This window comes from Caballeronia eucalypticola (genome assembly GCF_047608185.1).
Lineage (GTDB): Bacteria > Pseudomonadota > Gammaproteobacteria > Burkholderiales > Burkholderiaceae > Caballeronia.
On record NZ_JBLKRU010000016.1, the window covers coordinates 1 to 18,228 of the forward strand.

Annotated in this window: 18 protein-coding genes; 5 read left to right on the plus strand and 13 right to left on the minus strand. The window is 59.9% G+C overall.

The genetic code is table 11. The features are described from left to right. Window positions 1-157 precede the first annotated feature (157 nt). The 7 genes from ACMX25_RS19310 to ACMX25_RS19340 all read right to left on the minus strand — a co-directional run bounded on the left by ACMX25_RS19310 (window position 158) and on the right by ACMX25_RS19340 (window position 7,736). Window positions 158-949 carry a phytanoyl-CoA dioxygenase family protein gene (locus ACMX25_RS19310; protein ID WP_414951681.1) on the minus strand — a complete coding sequence of 264 codons (792 nt, stop codon included), beginning with the start codon at window positions 947-949 and terminating at the stop codon, window positions 158-160. Window positions 950-1,056: 107 nt separating this feature from the next. Then, window positions 1,057-1,884, minus strand: a complete 828-nt coding sequence (locus ACMX25_RS19315) for an ABC transporter permease (RefSeq protein WP_414951682.1) — start codon at window positions 1,882-1,884, stop codon at window positions 1,057-1,059. A gap of 12 nt (window positions 1,885-1,896) precedes the next feature. Continuing rightward, complete coding sequence (locus ACMX25_RS19320) at window positions 1,897-3,153, minus strand: ABC transporter permease (RefSeq protein ID WP_414951820.1); 1,257 nt, start codon at window positions 3,151-3,153, stop codon at window positions 1,897-1,899. Window positions 3,154-3,173: 20 nt separating this feature from the next. Then, the gene (locus ACMX25_RS19325; protein WP_414951683.1) at window positions 3,174-4,238 is read right to left on the minus strand and encodes an ABC transporter substrate-binding protein; all 1,065 of its coding nucleotides are present in this window, start codon (window positions 4,236-4,238) and stop codon (window positions 3,174-3,176) included. 1 nt (window position 4,239) lies between these two features. Then, window positions 4,240-5,397: an ABC transporter ATP-binding protein gene (locus ACMX25_RS19330; protein ID WP_414951684.1), complete on the minus strand. Its 1,158-nt coding sequence runs from the start codon at window positions 5,395-5,397 to the stop codon at window positions 4,240-4,242. Between the two features lie 78 nt (window positions 5,398-5,475). Beyond that, window positions 5,476-6,654, minus strand: coding sequence for an SRPBCC family protein (locus ACMX25_RS19335; RefSeq protein ID WP_414951685.1), 1,179 nt, complete (start codon window positions 6,652-6,654; stop codon window positions 5,476-5,478). Window positions 6,655-6,815: 161 nt separating this feature from the next. After that, a complete protein-coding gene (locus ACMX25_RS19340) occupies window positions 6,816-7,736 on the minus strand; it encodes a LysR family transcriptional regulator (protein WP_414951686.1) in 921 nt (306 codons plus the stop codon). 157 nt (window positions 7,737-7,893) lie between these two features. On the opposite strand from ACMX25_RS19340, the gene ACMX25_RS19345 reads away from it, so the two are divergent. The 5 genes from ACMX25_RS19345 (at window position 7,894) to ACMX25_RS19365 (ending at window position 12,416) form a co-directional block, all read left to right on the plus strand. Further along, window positions 7,894-8,451: a flavin reductase family protein gene (locus tag ACMX25_RS19345; protein WP_414951687.1), complete on the plus strand. Its 558-nt coding sequence runs from the start codon at window positions 7,894-7,896 to the stop codon at window positions 8,449-8,451. Between the two features lie 66 nt (window positions 8,452-8,517). Further along, the gene (locus ACMX25_RS19350) at window positions 8,518-10,002 is read left to right on the plus strand and encodes a 4-hydroxyphenylacetate 3-hydroxylase family protein (protein WP_414951688.1); all 1,485 of its coding nucleotides are present in this window, start codon (window positions 8,518-8,520) and stop codon (window positions 10,000-10,002) included. Between the two features lie 7 nt (window positions 10,003-10,009). Further along, a complete protein-coding gene (locus ACMX25_RS19355; RefSeq protein WP_414951689.1) occupies window positions 10,010-10,423 on the plus strand; it encodes a RidA family protein in 414 nt (137 codons plus the stop codon). A 13-nt stretch (window positions 10,424-10,436) separates the two neighbouring features. Then, the gene (locus ACMX25_RS19360; RefSeq protein ID WP_414951690.1) at window positions 10,437-11,108 is read left to right on the plus strand and encodes a DUF1028 domain-containing protein; all 672 of its coding nucleotides are present in this window, start codon (window positions 10,437-10,439) and stop codon (window positions 11,106-11,108) included. Window positions 11,109-11,288: 180 nt separating this feature from the next. After that, window positions 11,289-12,416, plus strand: coding sequence for a VIT1/CCC1 transporter family protein (locus ACMX25_RS19365; protein WP_414951691.1), 1,128 nt, complete (start codon window positions 11,289-11,291; stop codon window positions 12,414-12,416). A 246-nt stretch (window positions 12,417-12,662) separates the two neighbouring features. Here ACMX25_RS19365 and ACMX25_RS19370 read toward each other — a convergent pair whose 3' ends face one another. From ACMX25_RS19370 to ACMX25_RS19395, 6 genes are all read right to left on the minus strand, one after another. After that, entirely contained in the window at window positions 12,663-12,860 is a 198-nt protein-coding gene (locus ACMX25_RS19370) for a hypothetical protein (protein WP_414951692.1), read from the minus strand. A gap of 552 nt (window positions 12,861-13,412) precedes the next feature. After that, window positions 13,413-13,640, minus strand: a complete 228-nt coding sequence (locus ACMX25_RS19375) for a DUF2934 domain-containing protein (protein WP_414951693.1) — start codon at window positions 13,638-13,640, stop codon at window positions 13,413-13,415. Window positions 13,641-14,010: 370 nt separating this feature from the next. Further along, the gene (locus tag ACMX25_RS19380; RefSeq protein WP_414951694.1) at window positions 14,011-14,355 is read right to left on the minus strand and encodes a cupin domain-containing protein; all 345 of its coding nucleotides are present in this window, start codon (window positions 14,353-14,355) and stop codon (window positions 14,011-14,013) included. A gap of 30 nt (window positions 14,356-14,385) precedes the next feature. Further along, window positions 14,386-15,375 carry a M14 family metallopeptidase gene (locus tag ACMX25_RS19385; RefSeq protein ID WP_414951695.1) on the minus strand — a complete coding sequence of 330 codons (990 nt, stop codon included), beginning with the start codon at window positions 15,373-15,375 and terminating at the stop codon, window positions 14,386-14,388. Beyond that, complete coding sequence (locus ACMX25_RS19390; protein WP_414951696.1) at window positions 15,372-16,844, minus strand: NAD-dependent succinate-semialdehyde dehydrogenase; 1,473 nt, start codon at window positions 16,842-16,844, stop codon at window positions 15,372-15,374. Before ACMX25_RS19390 ends, ACMX25_RS19385 begins: the two co-directional genes overlap by 4 nt. A 59-nt stretch (window positions 16,845-16,903) precedes the next feature. Beyond that, complete coding sequence (locus ACMX25_RS19395) at window positions 16,904-17,986, minus strand: tartrate dehydrogenase (protein ID WP_414951697.1); 1,083 nt, start codon at window positions 17,984-17,986, stop codon at window positions 16,904-16,906. Window positions 17,987-18,228: the final 242 nt, after the last annotated feature.

The following is an 18,228-nucleotide window of genomic DNA, read 5'->3' on the forward strand; positions in this document are numbered from 1 at the left end:
ACGAAGAACAGCAACGGCAGCGCAGCATCGATGCCCTCAGGCGCCGCGCGACTGCGCTCGGTTTTCAGATCACCCCAGCCGTTCAGCTGGCTTGAAACCCGTACTGCTCTAATTGTTTCTCAGGAGATATTGCGGACAACAGACCCAAGACCCTCATTTAGACGATAAACGGAAACTCCATTTCAGGCAGCGGATCGCCGGAAGCAAGCCGGCCTGCCAGCTCAGGATAGGGCGGCGACGTCTCGCCGCCCCGGTCCACGTAGTGCGCGCCGTCGCCGAGCCATCGGAACGAAACCACTCGGCGCGATTGCTGACCGTCTACGTTCCCCGGCGCCCCATGCACCGTATGAAAGTTAAACGCGATCGCATCTCCCGGCTCCAGATCCCAGCCGAGGATCCGATACGCGTCCCTGTTTGCATCGATATCCGGCAACTCTTCCAGCCGATCCGACTTGTGGTCGTACGCCACGCCGCTGAACTTGCGCGGGCGGAACAGCTTTCCCCACTTGTGCGAGCCGGCCACGAATTCGACGCATGTCTCGCGGGGCACGTGATCGAGGGGAATCCACAGGCTGACAGCTTGCTCTGCGCTGACGCAGTAGTAGGGCTCATCGTGATGCCATGGCGTGAGCTTCGCGGCGCCGGCTTCCTTCACCAGCACATGCTCGTGAAAGATGCGAGCACGCTGCGAGCCCATCAGGGCCTGAGCCACCGACGCAGCCGGACTATGCTCGACAAAATCCCTGAACGGTTCAATGCGCTGCCAATTGCAGTAGTCGCCGAAGAACCGTCCGGTCGTTTTCTCGGGTGTGTAGTTCCTGAACGAAGGACCTGGATGAGTCGCGTTATATTCCACGCCTTCACGCAAGGGCTCCACCCAGTCTTTAAACACTCCGCGCAAGACGGCGGCGCCGTCCAGCTCAAACGCTTCCCGTTCTTCTGCCAGCATGCTGCTCTCCTTTAAACGTGCAATCAAACGACAGTCTCCTGCCAACGCGATCGCCACTAGCAATAAAAGCGAACCGATAAAAACAATCGTCGGCTCTCCTGAAGTCTTTAGCTTGCCGGTAACGCCGCTGCCGCACTGCGTCCGCGAAGCCAGTTGATGCTGGTGAACAGCGCCACGGCGAACAGGATCAGCATGGTGGCCACGGCCAGAATGGATGGATCGATGGAATCGCGAATGCCGCTCCACATCTGCCGCGGTACGGTCCGCTGATCCGGGCCGCCGATAAAAAGAATCACGATGACTTCATCGAACGAGGTGGCGAACGCAAACACGCTGCCGGTTGCCACCGCCGGCGCGATCAACGGCAACGTGACGCGACGGAATGCGATCCACGGCGTGGCGCCCAACCCCGACGCCGCGCGAATCAGGCTTTGGTCGAACGAGAGGAGGGAGGCCGTCACGGTGATCACCACGAACGGCGTGCCGAGCGCCGCATGGGCGAGCACGACACCCACGTAGGAATTGACCAGTCCGAGCGGCGCGAAGACCAGATAGAACCCGGCGGCCACGACCACGATAGGGATGATCATCGGCGAGATGAGCAGCGGCATGATGATCGCGCGAAACGGAAAATTCGCTCGGCTCAGGCCCAGCGCCGCGAGTGTGCCGAGGCAAGTGGCAAGCACCGTGGATGCCGCGCCAATGCCAATACTATTCACGAACGCACGTTGCCAGTCGCTGCTGCCGAGCGCTTTTGCATACCAGTGCAGCGAGAAGCCCTGCATCGGATACGAAAAGTACGAACCGGTGTTGAACGACAACGGCACGATTGCCAGGATGGGCGCGATCAGGAAGAACAGGATGAGCGCGGAATGCACGCGCAACCACTTCGACGCAATGCGTTCGGAGAGAACGAGATGGCGCTGGCTTTGCATGAGTCCTTCCCCTTAGCCGAAGCGCAGCCGGTCAATGCCGACAAGCCGGTTGAACACGAAATAGAACACGGCCGTGAAGATCACGAGATACGCCGACAAGGCGCCGGCCAGTCCCCAGTTGAGCTGTTCGTTCGTCTGCGTTGCAATCAACTGACTGATCATTTCGTCACCGGCTCCGCCCAGCAACGCAGGCGTGATGTAGTAACCCAGCGCAAGCACGAACACGAGGAAACAACCCGCGCCGACACCCGGCAAAGTCTGCGGCACATAGATGCGAATGAACGCCGTGACGGGATGCGCGCCAAGCGATTGCGCCGCGCGCATATAGACCGGCGACACGCCCTTCATGACCGAATAGATCGCGAGGATCATGTAGGGCAGGAGGATATGCGTCATGCCGATCAGCACGCCGGCTCGATTAAACAACAGCGGTAAGGGATGGCTGACGAGACCCAACCCCATGAGCAAGCTATTGATGACGCCGCCCGGTTGCAAGAGCACGTACCACGCGGTCGTGCGCACGAGCAACGACGTCCAGAACGGCACGATCACCAGCAGCATCAGTCGATTGCTCTTGGCTGCCGGCAGGGTGGCGAGCAGATACGCGACCGGATAACCCATGACGAGGCACAGCAGCGTGACCGACGCACTGATCCATACCGTGCGCGCGAACGCGTTGACGAACACCGAGCTATCGGCGGGCAGGGCGGCGATGGAACCGTCAGGCGTGACAGTGGCGTCCACTGCGCCTAACAGATAGTCGGGCGTAGGCGACACAGCGGAGCGCTTCAGGATGCGCCAGATCTCATGCGTGCCCCAGCGCGGATCGAGTTCGATCAGCGCCGGTTTCCACGCGGGCGGCGCGGTCTCCGGCAACTGGCGCGCGGTGCGCATCAGCAAGCTGCGAAACTCCGGCAAGTAGAAATTCAGCCGCCGCGCAACGGTTCCCAATTGCCCTTCCGCGGACGCACGGCGCATATCGGCCGCGAGGATCGCGAAGGTGTGTTCGTCGGGCAGACCTTCGCCGTTCCACGCCTTGAGCACCTGCGATAACGCCGGCAGGTTCACCGGCACCTCGCGATTCTCGACACTGCGCGACAACAGGATTGCGATGGGCGCAATGAAGGTAGCGAGCAGGAACAACAGCAGCGGCAGCGCAAGCAGGAGCGCCTGGGCCGACGCCCGGCGACGGGTCCTCGCATACGCCGTCCGTCCGTCGGCCCCTGAGCTAGCGGATGCGTCAGCCGGCTCCTGCAGATTGCTGGTCACTGTCACGGTCACGAGTCGCCTTACTGTGTCAGCCAGACCTGGAAGCGCTTGTTGATCTGGTCGGCGTTATCCGCCCAGAAGCTCGCGTTGATCTGCAGCGCATGCTTGAAGTTGGCCGGAGCCGTCGGCAAGTCGTTGAGGCGGTCCTTCGCAATCAACGGAATGGCATCCTTGCGCGGCGGCGCGTAAGCAATGTACTTCGTCAGGTCTGCGTAGCTTTGCGCGGTGGAGGCGGAAGCAATGAACTTGGCTGCGGCGTCGCCGTTCTTCGCACCCATCGGAATGCCCCACCATTCGAAGTCATAGACCTGGCCATCCCACACCGATACGAACGGCTTGTGGTCCTTGTGCACTGCGTCGTCAATACGCCCGTTGTAGACCTGCGTCATGATCACCGCGCCGTCGGAGAGCAATTGAGGCGGTTGCGCGCCCGCTTCCCACCAGACGATGCTTGGCTTGATCGTGTCGAGTTTCTTGAACGCGCGGTCGACACCGGCAGGTGTGCCGAGCACCTTGTACACATCGGTTGCTTTCACGCCGTCGGCGAGCAGTGCCCATTCGAGCGTCACTTTCGGCGACTTGCGCAGGCCTCGTTTTCCAGGGTATTTCTTTAAATCGAAGAAGTCGTTGATGGTCGTCGGCGGGCTCTTGAGCTTGGTCGTGTCGTAGGCGTATACCGTCGACCAGACCATGGCGGCGACCGCGCAATCCATGATCGAACCGGGGATGAAGGCGCTGGTGTTGCCAAGCGACTTGCGGTCGATCTTGCGCAACAAGCCTTCATCGCAACCGGTGATGGCGTCGTTGGATTCAAGGTCGATCAAGTCCCATGTGGGGTTCTTGGCCTGTTCCATCGCGGACAGTTTGGCGAGCCCGCCATCGTACGATTCCGTCGAGAAGCCGATGCCGGTCGCTGCCGTGAACGGTTCGAAGAACGCTTTCTTCGCCGCAGCCTCGTAAGCGCCGCCGAAGGTCACGACGGAGATGGTATCGGCTGCATGTGCGGTGGCGGCGAACAAGCTGGCCGCTGCGAGGGTGAGTCCGGCGATGCCCGTCAGACCGGTTCGAACGAGTGTTGCTTTCATGTTAGTGGACTCCTGCGGTGAAGGACGGAGCAGAGCCGCGAGCGACAGTAGCGGCTGTTGCGAGGATCTTGCAGTCGTCGTGGCGCCATGCCACGACGGTTGCTTGGCCGAGTGACGGAAGATCGTGGTGCTGCGTATTCGGGACTTTGACGATGAGGTTGTCGCCATGACCAAGCTCCCCGAGTTTCAAGTGGACGCGGTGGTGATCGCCGCAATACACGAGTTCTTCCACACGCGCGGTCACCGCATTGGTGTCCGCGGCGTCATGTTCGGCGTCAGCCGACGCTATGTGCGCGCGCTCGGGGCGCAACGCGAGCATCGCTTCCTCGCCGTTGCGCAAGCCCCGTCCGCAACGGCCGCGAATGACCGCGCCATCCGGCAGTTCCAGCGTCGCCCAGCTCGCATCCTGTTCGAGCACCCGCCCCGTCAAGCCGTTGTTCTCACCAACAAAATTCGCCACGAACGCGTTGTGCGCGTTTTCATAGAGTTCGGTAGGTGTCGCTGCCTGCTGGATGCGGCCATCGGAGAACACGGCTACGCGGTCCGACATGGTCAACGCTTCCGCCTGGTCATGCGTCACGTACACAACCGTCAATCCCAGCTCGCGATGCAGCCGCATGATTTCGTACTGCATGGTTTCGCGCAGGCGTTTGTCGAGTGCGCCCAGTGGTTCGTCCATCAACACCACGCTGGGCTCGAATACGAGTGCCCGGGCGAGGGCGACGCGCTGCTGCTGTCCGCCTGACAATTGCGACGGCCGGCGGGAAGCCAGTTGCGGCAATTCGACCATCTCCAGCGCGCGCTTCACACGCGCCTTTTGTTCTGCTTTGCCAATGCCTCTTACCGACAACGGGAACGCGACGTTCTGCTCGATCGTCAGGTGCGGGAAGAGCGCGTAATTCTGGAACACCATGCCGATGTCGCGCTGATGCGGCGGTTTATCGTCGAGGCGTTTTCCGTTCAGGCGGATCTCTCCCTGAGTCGCGGACTCGAAACCGGCGAGCATCATCAGCGTGGTGGTTTTTCCAGAACCGGACGGCCCGAGCAACGAGACGAATTCGCCTTTCGCTACGTCGAGATCAAGCCCTTCCACGACATAGTGAACGCCGTCATACGTCTTGCTCACACTCGCAAAGGAGATGAAGGAGTGGGTTGACATCGTGTCGTGGGCTCCGGGTTTCAGATCGGCGTTGCGTGTCTTGCTTTATGCGTTTTGCTGTATGCGTTTTCTTATGTGTCAGGCAAGCTGCTGCGCGAGATACCGCGCGAAGTCGTAGTTCGGCCGTTCGAGATGACTAAGATGACCGGGCTTCGCCAGCGGCGCCTGCACACCACGGAACACGGCCTGCACCCCTCGGCGGTCCTCCTCGTTGACTGCATCCAGCAACTCTTTCAGCGACGCCATGTATTGCCCGGCCCTCGGATCCGCGATGAACTCAGGCGCGAGTCCCCCGCCGAAGCGGATATGGACGCGGCCCGTGCTCAGCGGCTGCAGTACGAGGTACCAGAAATAGCCCGGAGTCAGCGTGACGAGATGAGTCGGGTAGATCGCGAGCAGCGCGGTCGTCTTGCGCCAGTGCCCTTGAAGACGCGTGTTATCCGGATGCGCCTGACCAATGGGTAGCGATGCTTCCTTGGTGATCCAGTGGTAATTAAATGCGTCGTGGCCGGGTGGGCATTCCATCTCGTCGAGACGCGAATGCGGCCCAACGGTTGCTCGATGCAGCATCGGCAGGTGGTAACTCTCCATGAAGTTTTCGGCCAGGATTTTCCAGTTCGTATCCCAGACGTGCTCTTCGTAGAATGTTTCCTTGTAATCGGTCATACCATAGTCGGCGATCAGATCGGCGAGGCCGGCGAGTTGCTCGGCGACCGGCCGTGCACCGGCATCGAGCGTGACGTAGATCCAGCCTTGCCAAGCCTCACATCGCACCGTGGGTAATCGGTAGCTTTCCTTACAAAATCCGCTTTGATGCTCCATCATGGGCGCGCCATGGAGCTTGCCATCGAGCGTGTAGTTCCATGCGTGATAGGGGCACACGATACGGCGGGTGTTGCCGCGCCCCTCAAGCAACACGGACATCCTGTGCAGGCACACGTTGGAAAACGCCTTCAACTCCAGGTGCTCGTCGCGCAGCACGACGATCGGCTGACCGTCGATATCCGCCGTGAGATAGTCGCCCGCTTCGGCTACTGCACTTGCACGGCCAACGCACAGCCATTCGCGGCGAAAAATGCGTTCTTGTTCCAGCGCCAGGAAATCGGGCGAGGTATAGACGGTGGGCGGCATGGAGCGTGCATCGCTGAACGGGCGTTCGCAGTTCGCCTGCAACTGACGGACGATATCCAGTCCAGCGCCGGATGCCGTCGACGCCGCTGATGACGTTACCGCCGAGGATGCCGTTGCAGAATCCATCGCGCCTCCCTGTCCCATTCAGTGAATGTGGCAACCCGCTTGAGTCTTGACTGCGGGTTGCTCACTGCATGGACATCAATCTATCAAGTCAAATTACCAGCCAAAATATTGTTTTTGCATGTAGAACCAAGCTTTTTCCTATCTAGAGGGGAGTCTTCAGTTCATGAGTGCTGGCGCTTGATTTCGGCTTCGCAGAACGCGGCGAAATGCTGGACGACCTGCCGGAGCTTCATGCTTCTGGACTGCGCGATACCCAGCGTGGTCGCGTTCACCTCGTCCTTGAATTGCTTGATGACAAAGTCTTCGCCATCCACTGTACGGCTCGATTTGAGCGGGAAGTTGAGGATGCTGTAGCCCAGCCCGTTCGCCACCATGCCGCGTACCACTTCGGGCTGGGACGACTTGAACGCGGCGATCGGCCGGTCGCCGACGGCATCGAAGAGTCCGGCAAAGTACTCGCGGCTGTGCGGCAGGTCGAGCATCACGTACGGCTCGTCGCGCAGGTCGGCCAACGCCACGCTGCGCGCGCGAGCCAGCCGATGGGTCTTCGGCAGGATCACATAAGGCGGCAAAGAGAGCAACGGCGTGAAGGCGATGTCATCGGTCAGGTCGAGGTTGTAAGTGAGCGCTATATCCAGCGAACCGTCGTGCAGGCCCCGCAGCAAGTCCTCCTGATGCGCTTCGAGCGTGCGAAACGCGATGCCCGCATGGTCGGCCAGGAAGCGGCTCATCATCGCGGGCATGAGCGGCGGTGCGAGCGAAACAAGGCAGCCAAGCGTGATGGCGCCGGACATGCCGCCGTCCATTTCCTTGGCGGCCGTCTGCAGGTCCTCCGCGTTCTTGAGCAGGTCGCGCGCACGTCCCAGCATGTCGCGGCCGGCCTGCGTCAGGGATAACCCGCTCGCGTGATGGCGGATAAAAAGCTGGACTCCGAACGACACCTCCAGGTCCGCCAGCGCGGTGGAGATGGACGGCTGCGAGATATGCAGCAGCTTGGCCGCGGCAGTGAACGACAAGACTTCCGCCGTGACGACGAAGTACCTCAACTGACGCAGCGAATAGCGTAGTTGCGCTGGTTCCATGATCCGCCCCGTGGTCTTTTCTAGCGCTTATTGTGCGTGGACATAAATAGGCTTGCATAGGCAAAAGCGATGATTTGCATTTTTGAAATATGTTTTTCGGATGCGCCGCCCGAGCGTAGATTTTGCGAAAGGCTAGGGCAAACGCGAGAGGGACGACATGCAACGAGACAGCGGCTTATCGGAATGTGCGGCGGAATGTGGCAGCGCAGGAGCTAAAGACTTAGACGCCTTGCGCTCCGCGTTCCTGGATTCCATGGCGTCGAATTCCACTTCGGTTCACGTAGTGACGACCGGCACGAACGACCAGCGTTTCGGCGTCACGGTCAGCGCCTGCAGTTCGGTATGTGCGGACCCGCCCACGTTGCTGGTCTGCATCAACACGCGCAGCCCGGCGAATGGGGCAATAGCAGAAAACGGCGTATTCGCGGTGAACCTGCTGAACGTGGCGCAGCGCGGCATAGCGGATACGTTCGCCGGCCGCTCGGCAACGTCCAAGCCGTTCGACTTTTCCTGCTGTACGCATACGGCCGGCACGCTGGGCGTACCGCTTATCGACGGCGCGGTGGCCGCGCTTGAATGCCGCGTGGTCGCGCAACAGGTCATTGGCACGCATACGGTGTTTTTCGGCGAAGTGGTGGCCGTCACGCGCGCACCGGTGACGCACATGCCCTTGCTCTATTGCAAGCGCGACTACGGCCAGTTCCTGGCCTTCTAGACCCTCTCGTTCCAGACGGTCAGCACCATTCCCGAACGACATTCCCAACGGACCGAGGCACAGTAAATGATCAGAACCGGCGAGCAGTACCGCGATTCAATTCGTGACGGACGGCAAGTCTGGATCAACGGCGAACGCGTGAATGACGTGACCACGCATCCCATGTTCAAGCCTATTGTCGATATCCGTGCGCGCATCTACGACATGGCGCACGAGAAAGCGACGCAAGGCGTGATGAGTTACGCCGATGAAACCACAGGCGAGCGCAACGCCATCGGCCTGAAGCTGCCGTACACGCAGCAGGACTGGCACGACAAGCGGCTGGCAGTAGACACCGTGCTGGATGACGTGGGCGGTATTGCCACGCGCGTGGGTGATGAAACCATTGGCGAGATGTGGTCGCTGTATGACGGCAAGGATGTGCTTAACGAAGTCGACCCGCGTTTTGCGGAGAATATCGAGCGTCACATTCATCGTACGTTGCACGAGGATCCGTTCCACGTGTCCGCGAATACGGACCCGAAGGGCGATCGCTCGAAACCGCCGCAGGAGCAGGACCCGGACATGTTGCTGCATGTGGTGAAGGAAACCGATGCCGGCATTGTGGTCCGTGGCGCCAAGTATGAGACGGCGGCCGCGTACGCGAACCAGGCGTTCGTCAAGCCGACTATCGCCAACTGGGGCGATGCGAAACTCTCGGACTATGCGGTTGGTTTCATCGTCAACATGTCTGCGCCGGGGCTCAAGTTTATTTGCCGCACGGGCTTCGCGGGCCGGGCGAATCCGGACGACTATCCGCTCTCCAATCGCTGCGATGAAATAGATACGCTGCTGATCTTCGACAACGTGTTGATCCCATGGGAAGACGTATTGTTCTATCAGCACACGAAGGCGGCCACGTTTATTCGCGCCACGCTGCACCGCTATAGCGCGTTCGCATTCGTTCAGCGCAACTTGCGTCTGGCCGATTTGATGATTGGCGCGGCGTTGTTCAATGCGCGTCAGACGGGACTGGAAAAGCAGCAGGCCGTGCAGGAAAAACTGTCCACGCTCGCGGTGTACAGGGAGACCATCAATGCGCATTTGACAGCCTCCATTGCATGCGGCGAGCGCAGTCCCGCAGGGCTGATGATGCCCAACCAGTCGCTGCTTTATACCGGCCGCGTGCAAGCGTGTTCGCGGCTTCACGAGATGATGCATCTCGCCCGTGAGTTGTGCGGCGGCCAGATCTGCGTGACGCCGGATGCGGCGTCGTTTGCGAATCCGGAGATCAGCGACTGGCTCGACAAGTACTACACCGTCAATGAAAACTGGGTCTCCGACGACCGCCGCAAGTTGCTCGCCTTCGCCCGCGACTTGCTGAATTCGGACTACGCCGGACATCGGCTCACATTCCAGTTGTTTGCCCAGTCGCCGCCGTTCGCGCATCTGGGCGCCGTGTTCCGCAACTTCGATTTCGACAGTACGCTTGGTCACGTGAAGAAGGCGGCGAACTTGTCGGACCGTGTTGTTCAATCCAGCGCAGAGCCGCGGCTCAAGCGCGTAGTGTGAGGTGTCCATGAGCCATACCCGCATCCGCAAATTCAATACTCGCGAGACCTACCCCGAGCAGAAACTGGACAACGATCTGTGCCAGGCGGTGGTCGCCAACGGCACGGTCTATTTGCGCGGCCAGATAGGCCAGGACCTCGATACGCGCGAATCGGTGGGCGTGGGTGACGTCGCCGTCCAGACCGAAAAAGCCATGGCGAACATTGCGATGCTGCTGGACGAAGCCGGCAGCAAGCTTGAGGATATCTGCAAGATCACGGTCTATCTCGTCGATATCCGTTATCGCGAGGCGGTCTATACGGTGGTGGGCAAGTGGTTGAAGGGTGTGTATCCGGTCTCCACAGGGCTCGTAATTTCAGCGCTCGCACGGCCCGAGTGGCTGGTTGAGATCGATGTGATTGCCGTCATTCCAAACAGTTGAGCGGAGTCTTCTCATGACCTTTTCACTGGCTGGCCGATGCGAGCGCACAGGTATGGTCGGCGGCATTGTGTGCAGTTCGAGCATCGCGGTGCCTAGCCGTTGCTTATGGGCGAGTCCGCACGGCGTGGTGCTAAGCCAGAACGTGACCGATCCTCGTCTTGGCGCGCTCGGACTGAATTTGCTGGCGCAGGGATTCGGGGCGCAAAGCACCTTGCGGCAGTTGCAGGACGCACGGCCCTACGCGGAGTGGCGACAGCTTGCGGTACTCGACGCCGATGGTTCACGCGAAGCGGTGACCGGCGCGAAAGGGCTTGGCACTATCGCGACGAAGGCGGGGCGCGACTGTATTGCGGCGGGCAACCTGCTTGCGCACGATGGTATCCCGGCCGCCATGGTGGAAGCTTTCGAAGCGTCTAATGCGAGCTCGCTTGCCGAGCGCCTGATCTGCTCGCTGGAAGCGGGCGCGGCGGCAGGCGGTGAGGCGGGACCCGTGCACTCAGCGGGTTTTTGCGTATACGGGCGAGACGTCTGGCCGCTTGCTGAGTTGCGGGTGGATTGGTCCGATGAACCCATCGCTGATTTACGCGCGCTCTGGCAGCGCTACGAGCCGCAAATGAACGACTACGCAACGCGCGCAAAACGCCCGGAGCAGGCGCCGTCATATGGGGTACCCGGGAACCTGTAGCTCGCAATGCGTGAGGTGCGCGCTGCGCTAAACGAAACCTTGAGCCGCACCACAAACGTTGTACAAACCATTGCTATTCGCAATTACGCAGACGTTCAGGGTCTTTAAGCAGTTAGCACGCTTGATCCGCTAGGATTTGCTGAAAGCACAATTTCAGCATCCACCGGGGAGAGCAATCCTTTGGCATCCAAAACGGAGCTAAAAAGGTTCAGGTCAAACCTGGCCGACGAACTCGATAGCGCGGCGCTTTACGAAACGCTCGCGAACGTCGAGCAGGATCGTTCGAAGAAGGCCATTTATGCGGAACTCGCTGCGTCCGAGTTCAAGCACGCGCAAGTGTGGCGCGAGAAGCTTCGGGCGAACGGCGTCAAGGCCCGGACGCATCAATACAGCGCCAAGACCCGGGTCATGCGGGCGCTCGTACGCGTTTTCGGACCGGATTTTGTCCTGCGTACGGTCGCCGCTGCCGAATACGCGGATCGGGATAAATATGCGGGGCAGCCGGATGCTGCGCAGATGGCGGAAGAAGAGCATCGGCACGCGGACATGGTGCAAAGCGTGGCGAATCGCAAGCGTCCGTCGAAGTCGAAAGGCGCGGAGATTGCCGACGCGGAGTCGTGGCACAAGGGTGTCTCATCGGGCAATGATCTGAGGGCCGCTGTTCTTGGGGCGAACGACGGCTTGGTATCGAATTTCTGCCTGATCATGGGGGTGGCGGGCGCCGGCATCAACAACAAGACCATCCTGCTGACCGCTTTCGCAGGCCTGATAGCCGGTGCGTGTTCCATGGCGCTGGGCGAGTGGTTATCCGTGACCAATGCGCGAGAACTCGCACGTACCCAGATCGCGAAAGAAGCAGACGAGCTGGAACATACGCCCGACGCTGAGCGACACGAACTCGCGCTGATTTACCAAGCCAAGGGCCTGGACAGTGACGAGGCCAAACGTGTTGCCGCCCAGATCATGCGAGACAAGGACAAAGCGCTCGACACCCTCATACGCGAAGAACTCGGTCTGGACCCAGCCGAGTTGGGCGGGAATCCGTGGTCGGCCGCAGGCGTTTCCTTTTGCCTGTTTTCAATGGGTGCAATTTTCCCGGCAATGCCTTTCCTGTGGAGCAGTGGACTTGCGGCAGTCATCCAGTGCGTTGCGCTAAGCGCACTGGCGCTCGCTGCAATAGGCGTGTTCACGTCGCTATTCAATGGGCGTGGAGCTGCATTCTCAGCGATAAGGCAAATCGTTATTGGGTGTATTGCCGCAAGCTTTACCTTTTGCGTAGGGCACTTACTCGGGGTGTCAATATCCTGACGTTGATGGTTTGACCTTGGACCGCTCGTGGGACGCGAGCTCATGCACGCAATATCCAGCGTGCGCCGGTCGCGTGTTGACTTATGCGCGCCTGGAGTGTGTGCTTCAAGTAACCCGAAAGAGAAAGCGAGGCGGTGGCCGTGTTGCTTTAATCAACGCGGCCTTCGCGTGCGCTTAGCGCTTCATTTCACCGGCAGGTTTTAATCAAGCCGATAAAGCCCGTAAATCCACCTTGCAACAACGCGTCTAGTTATAGCCAAGGATTGCAACAGCGGTAATGTCGGCGCGATCGGACACGTTGCAGGCAAGCACGGTCATAGGCGCCTGGAGCATCGATACATATGAGGAGCACTGCGTTTCGGTTTTGGCGGCTGCCTTGGATACCTTGCTACGGCTTCCTGCACTCGACGAGGTCGAGGCACTGAGATGATTGAACGTCTTCATGTTGAACACCACTTCGTTTAGTTATCGGCGAAAACAACGGCGTGCCTCGGTCGACGTATGCGCAATGGCGCAATCACGAGACTAACCACAGGACAGCCGCAGTTCGTGTTCTTCCAGTAAGCGCCAACTGTTTGGTTCAGGACATTGGTAGTGTTACCAATGCAGCCGCTCAGACCCTTGCTGGCTGGGGCTGTGCCACGAGAAAGATCGCGTTAAGCGTATGTTTAGGGCAACAGTATTGAAGTCGCGCAACCATGAGCGCGATTGGCCGGCGTTTGAAGATTGCTCAAGGTGACCGCTAAACTTATTTAGCATCCGTACTTGGCGCTCTGTCCGGATTGTCTCGGGACCTAGGCTAGTGGCTACGTTTCGAAAATGACCACGTGAACAGCGATGCGGTATCACGCGCGATGCGTACGTGGTGTGCTGCCTTGCAAAGATTCCAAAGGATTTTCCGTCCCGCTAAGCGCGGGGCGCGTGGGCAAAGGAAACCCGCATTTCGTCGAACGGCCCTGTGTCATCGCAAGGCCGAATCGCTCAGGCGCGTGCTTTCTATTCAGCCAGCGGGCGGTTCGACGTCGCCTCGGGTTCTTCGCTAAATCCTCGTGTCTCGGCCTCACTGCCATTCGACGCCTTCTCGTCTTGCGCCGAACCTTCAACACCGAGTTGCTGCCGTGCTTTTTCCCAATACTCGTCTGCGCGTCCCTCGGGACTACCGTCCTGCTCCCATAGATGGAACGCAAGCGTGCGAATCTGCTCTTCCGACATTTGGACGTCCATAGTCTGCACCGTAAAAGTGGTTATCTGATCCGAAAGTTCCGGTCATCGCAAAAGCGTGACCGCGCCAAGCTCGATCGAGCTTAACGACGTTGGCAGCAATTTTCGTGACACCGGATGGCTTGGACTGAAGCGCGCATGACCGGGCGCGAGGAGTTTGCTCGGTGAACAGCGAGGCAGCGGTAAAAAACTCTGATGAACGTATAAAGGAAACGGGTCGCTAAAGGAGATGTGCGAACTGGGGGCAGAGTGCCCGGACTTTATCGCCATAGCGCGAAGCCGCCGCTACAGGTCATGGAAGTTATTTAATACGGCCGCTGTTCAAGAGCGGCCGTTGGTCACACCGGGCGGTCTCGCCCGGATCCTTCCGACACTAAAAGATCACATATACCTTGCGCATGGTTTCTTCCACTTCCCACAGCCCGTCGGTGTTCGCTTCAAAAAACAGCGTGTCGCCGCTGGTGAAGTGAATCGTGTCTTCGCCGTCCGCCGTAAAGCGGCCACGGCCCGCGATGAAATGCATGACTTCAGCCTGTTTCACCGAGCGCCGATACGTCCCCGCCGAACACTCGAAAATACCGGTATCGATCGCTTCGCTGCCTTTGATCACGCGTTGCGCGCCGGAGACTTTGATCGGGGTCGTGCCGGGTAAACCTGCGGTGCCCCAATCCTCGAGATTTTGCAGGCTAACGCTCTGCTTGATTTGATGAACCTTCATGTGGACCTTATTGATTCGTTAATCGTCACGTCAGACCGCGCTATCGCGCTCTACGGTTCGCTCGATTTTCCCAAGGCGCACGACGGTTACGCCGGGTCGCAACTGCCGCAATGAAGGCATCACCAGCATGCAGTCGTCGTAAGGCGTATGGATCGGTTCACCATTCGACCAGCCGATCAAACTGCCTGCCTCCGGGAAAATTTCCAGACCCGTGTAGGGCGCGGCAAAGCGGAAATCCATGCTCTGCGCCACGACTGGTTGCGTGACGCGCACCACATGCATGACCGAAGGTAGTGGGCTCAGCCAGTCGCTGGGCAAGTCTTCACTCTCGACCACGCCGGAGAGCAGCAGGAACCGTGCGGTGGTATCGCGGGCGACGGTAACCGCGCTGCGTTCCCAGTGCTGTCCACATTCGATCAGCAACGCGTTCTTCGGACTGCCGGCATCGCCGAAACCCTCGTAGTCGCGCATGCGGCGGCCTTCGGGATGACCCTCATCGCAGATCACCGTGGCCGGCGTGCCAATTTGCAGCGACAACTCAATGCCCTTGTCCAGCGGACCCGCAACGATCAGCGGCTTGCTGCGTTCGTGCATTGAATGGAGGTCGAGCAGGGCGTCCACGGTGTCGATGACCGGACGCATCTCACGCGCCCGTTCGAGCTCGCTGGATGTATGCGATGTGTCGTCGAGTACCTTGCTGGTCCACACGCGGTTGAAGTCCTGATCGACGAAACGGGCGGCATCGGGCTTCGAAGGATCGAAGCTCGCATACGCCTCTACGTTCGCTAACGAAAGCGTCAGGCGGCCGCGCCGTGGCCGCAATTTAAGGCGCAGCAGCGCATCGACCACAATCGCGCCGCACACCTCGTTGCCGTGCGTCAGCGCGTTGATCATCACGTGCGGTCCCGGTACGCCAGAGTCGAACGTGTGCACGTACGGAATGCCCGACTCGGACTTCGCATGCACGGAGATATCGGGGAACGTGACCTCGATCGGATAATTTTCAGTGGGCGTGCTCATGCTAGATTTCCTTGGCACAGGTACTTGATGGAGAGGTAGTCGTCGAGGCCATACTTCGATCCTTCGCGGCCATAGCCCGATTCTTTTACGCCGCCAAAGGGCGCCGCTTCGCTGGACAACGCGCCTTCGTTGATACCCACGATTCCCGCCTCCAGCGCGCGCGACACACGGTCGATACGGCGCAAGTCCTGGCTATAAAAATACGAAGCGAGACCGAACGGCGTGTTGTTAGCGGCTTCGATGGCTTCGGCTTCATCGTCGAAACGGAACAGCGGAACGACTGGGCCGAAGGTCTCTTCGCCGCACAGGAGCATCTCGTGGGTGGCATCGGCGAGCACGGTCGGGGCGTAATAATTCGGGCCGAGTTCGGGCAGGCGTTTGCCGCCGGCAAGCACGCGCGCACCATGCGCGAGGGCGTCGTCTACGTGACGCGCGATCTTGTCCAGTGCGCGGATATTGATCATTGGACCGATCTGCGCGTCGGGGTCGGTGGCCGGTGCAACCTTCAGCTCGGCAACGCGGCGGCTCAGCATGTCCGCGAATTTATCGTAGACGCCCGCTTGTACGTACACGCGGTTCGGGCATACGCAAGTCTGTCCGCCGTTGCGGAATTTGGAGGCGAGAAGGCCGGTGACGGCGGCGTCGAGGTCGGCGTCATCGAAGACAATGAACGGTGCATTGCCACCCAGTTCCAGCGATAACTTCTTGAGCGTCCCCGCCGATTCACGCGCCAGGTACTTGCCTACCGGCGTCGATCCCGTGAACGTGATCTTGCGAACGCGCGCGTCTTCAAGCCAGTCCGCGACGGTCGCCACCGCATGATCCCGCGACGCCGTGATGAGGTTCAGCACGCCCGCCGGCACACCGGCTTCGTGTGCCAAGAACACCAATGCCGATGCCGTCAGCGGCGTGTCTTCAGCCGGCTTTGCAACCACCGTGCAACCGGCCGCGAGCGCCGGCGCGATCTTGCGCGCGATCATCGCGAGCGGAAAATTCCACGGTGTAATGGCCGCGACAATGCCTATCGGTTCCTTGACTGCCGTCATGCGCTTGCCGCGTTGCTGCTGCGGAATGATGTCGCCGTAAATGCGCGTGGCTTCATCGGCGAACCATGCAACGTAAGACGCGCCATAGCCTACTTCACCCCGGCCTTCGGCCAGCGGCTTGCCCTGCTCAAGCGAGATCAGCGCGCCGAGTGCATCCTGATTCGCCACGATCAGCGCGTGCCATTGATGCAGGATCGCCGCGCGTTCCTTGGGTAGCAAGTCGCGCCACGCGGGCGCTGCGCGCGCGGCGGCGTCGGTGGCGGCGCGGGCGTCGGCAGGACTGCTGTCGGCAACTTGCGTGATGACCGTGCCGGTGGCCGGATCCGTGACGGCGAAGCGCGCGCCGTCAGCCGCCGCGCGCCATTGGCCATCGATGAAATTATCCGGGCGGATCAACTCCTTCAGTTCGAACTGGCGTGTCATAAGTCCATGCTCCTGATTTAAGCCAACTAACTCATGCTAATCAATTTAAACGCACTACTTCAAGCCAGGCGCGCAGCAATTGCCTGACCGACTTCCGTCGTGTTCGCCTTGCCACCGAGATCGCCCGTATGCGGACCTTCCTTGAGCGTCGCTTCTATCGCCGCAAGGATCGCATCGTGCGCGTCTTTTTCCGGGCCTTTGAAGTCACCAAGGAACTCAAGCATCATGGCCGCCGACCAGATCATGGCAACCGGGTTGGCGATATTCTTGCCCGCGATGTCCGGCGCCGATCCATGCACGGGTTCAAACAGCGACGGGAATTTGCGCTCGGGATTCAGGTTGCCTGACGGCGCGAGGCCGATGGTGCCGGTGCACGCCGGGCCGAGATCGGAGAGGATGTCGCCGAACAGGTTGGTGGCAACCACCACGTCGAAGCGGTCCGGATTCAGGACGAAGCGGGCGCACAGGATGTCGATGTGCTGCTTGTCCCACTTCACGTCCGGATAGAGCGCTGCGACTTCGGCGGCGCGCTGGTCCCACCACGGCATGCTGATCGCAATGCCATTGCTCTTCGTGGCGACAGTGATCTTTTTCTTCTCGCGACGCTGGGCGAGATCGAATGCGAATTTCAACACGCGTTCGCTGCCGTGGCGCGTGAAGACGGATTCCTGTAGCACGAACTCACGGTCGGTGCCCTCGAACATCACGCCGCCCACCGATGAATATTCACCTTCGGTGTTTTCACGCACGATCCAGAAGTCGATGTCGCCGGCCTTGCGGTTCGCGAGCGGCGACGGCACGCCTTCGAATAAACGGGCCGGGCGCAGGTTGATGTACTGGTCGAACTCGCGGCGGAATTTAAGGAGCGAACCCCACAGGGAAATGTGATCGGGGACAGTGTCGGGCCAGCCGACTGCGCCGAAGAGGATGGCGGCGCAATCCTGTAGTTGCGCTTTCCAATCGTCAGGCATCATCTGGCCGTGCTTCTGGTAGTAGTCGCAGCTGGCCCATTCTATGTGCTTGTATTCGATGGATATGCCGAAGCGCTTCGTGGCAGCGTCGAGGACGCGGATGGCTTCAGGCATCACTTCTGTGCCGATACCATCGCCAGGGATGATTGCGATTTTGTAGGTTTTCGTCATGTTCAAGGTCCTGTTGAGTTTCGTTCGCACTCTGGGTTTTTGGGGTTAGCGGTCGGGTTCATTGCCAGGTTGCTGCTTTCCAGGTTTTCGCGGGTTCCCTTCTAGCTGATCTTTTTCGCTCTATTAGCCACTGCGCGTGGCGGCGCGTCATTTCTTGGTCCTTAGCGACAAAGAAACGAAGCAAAGAAAACGCTTTTAACAGCTCTACCCTAAGTGTCCACAGCGTGCAGTTTCTATTCATG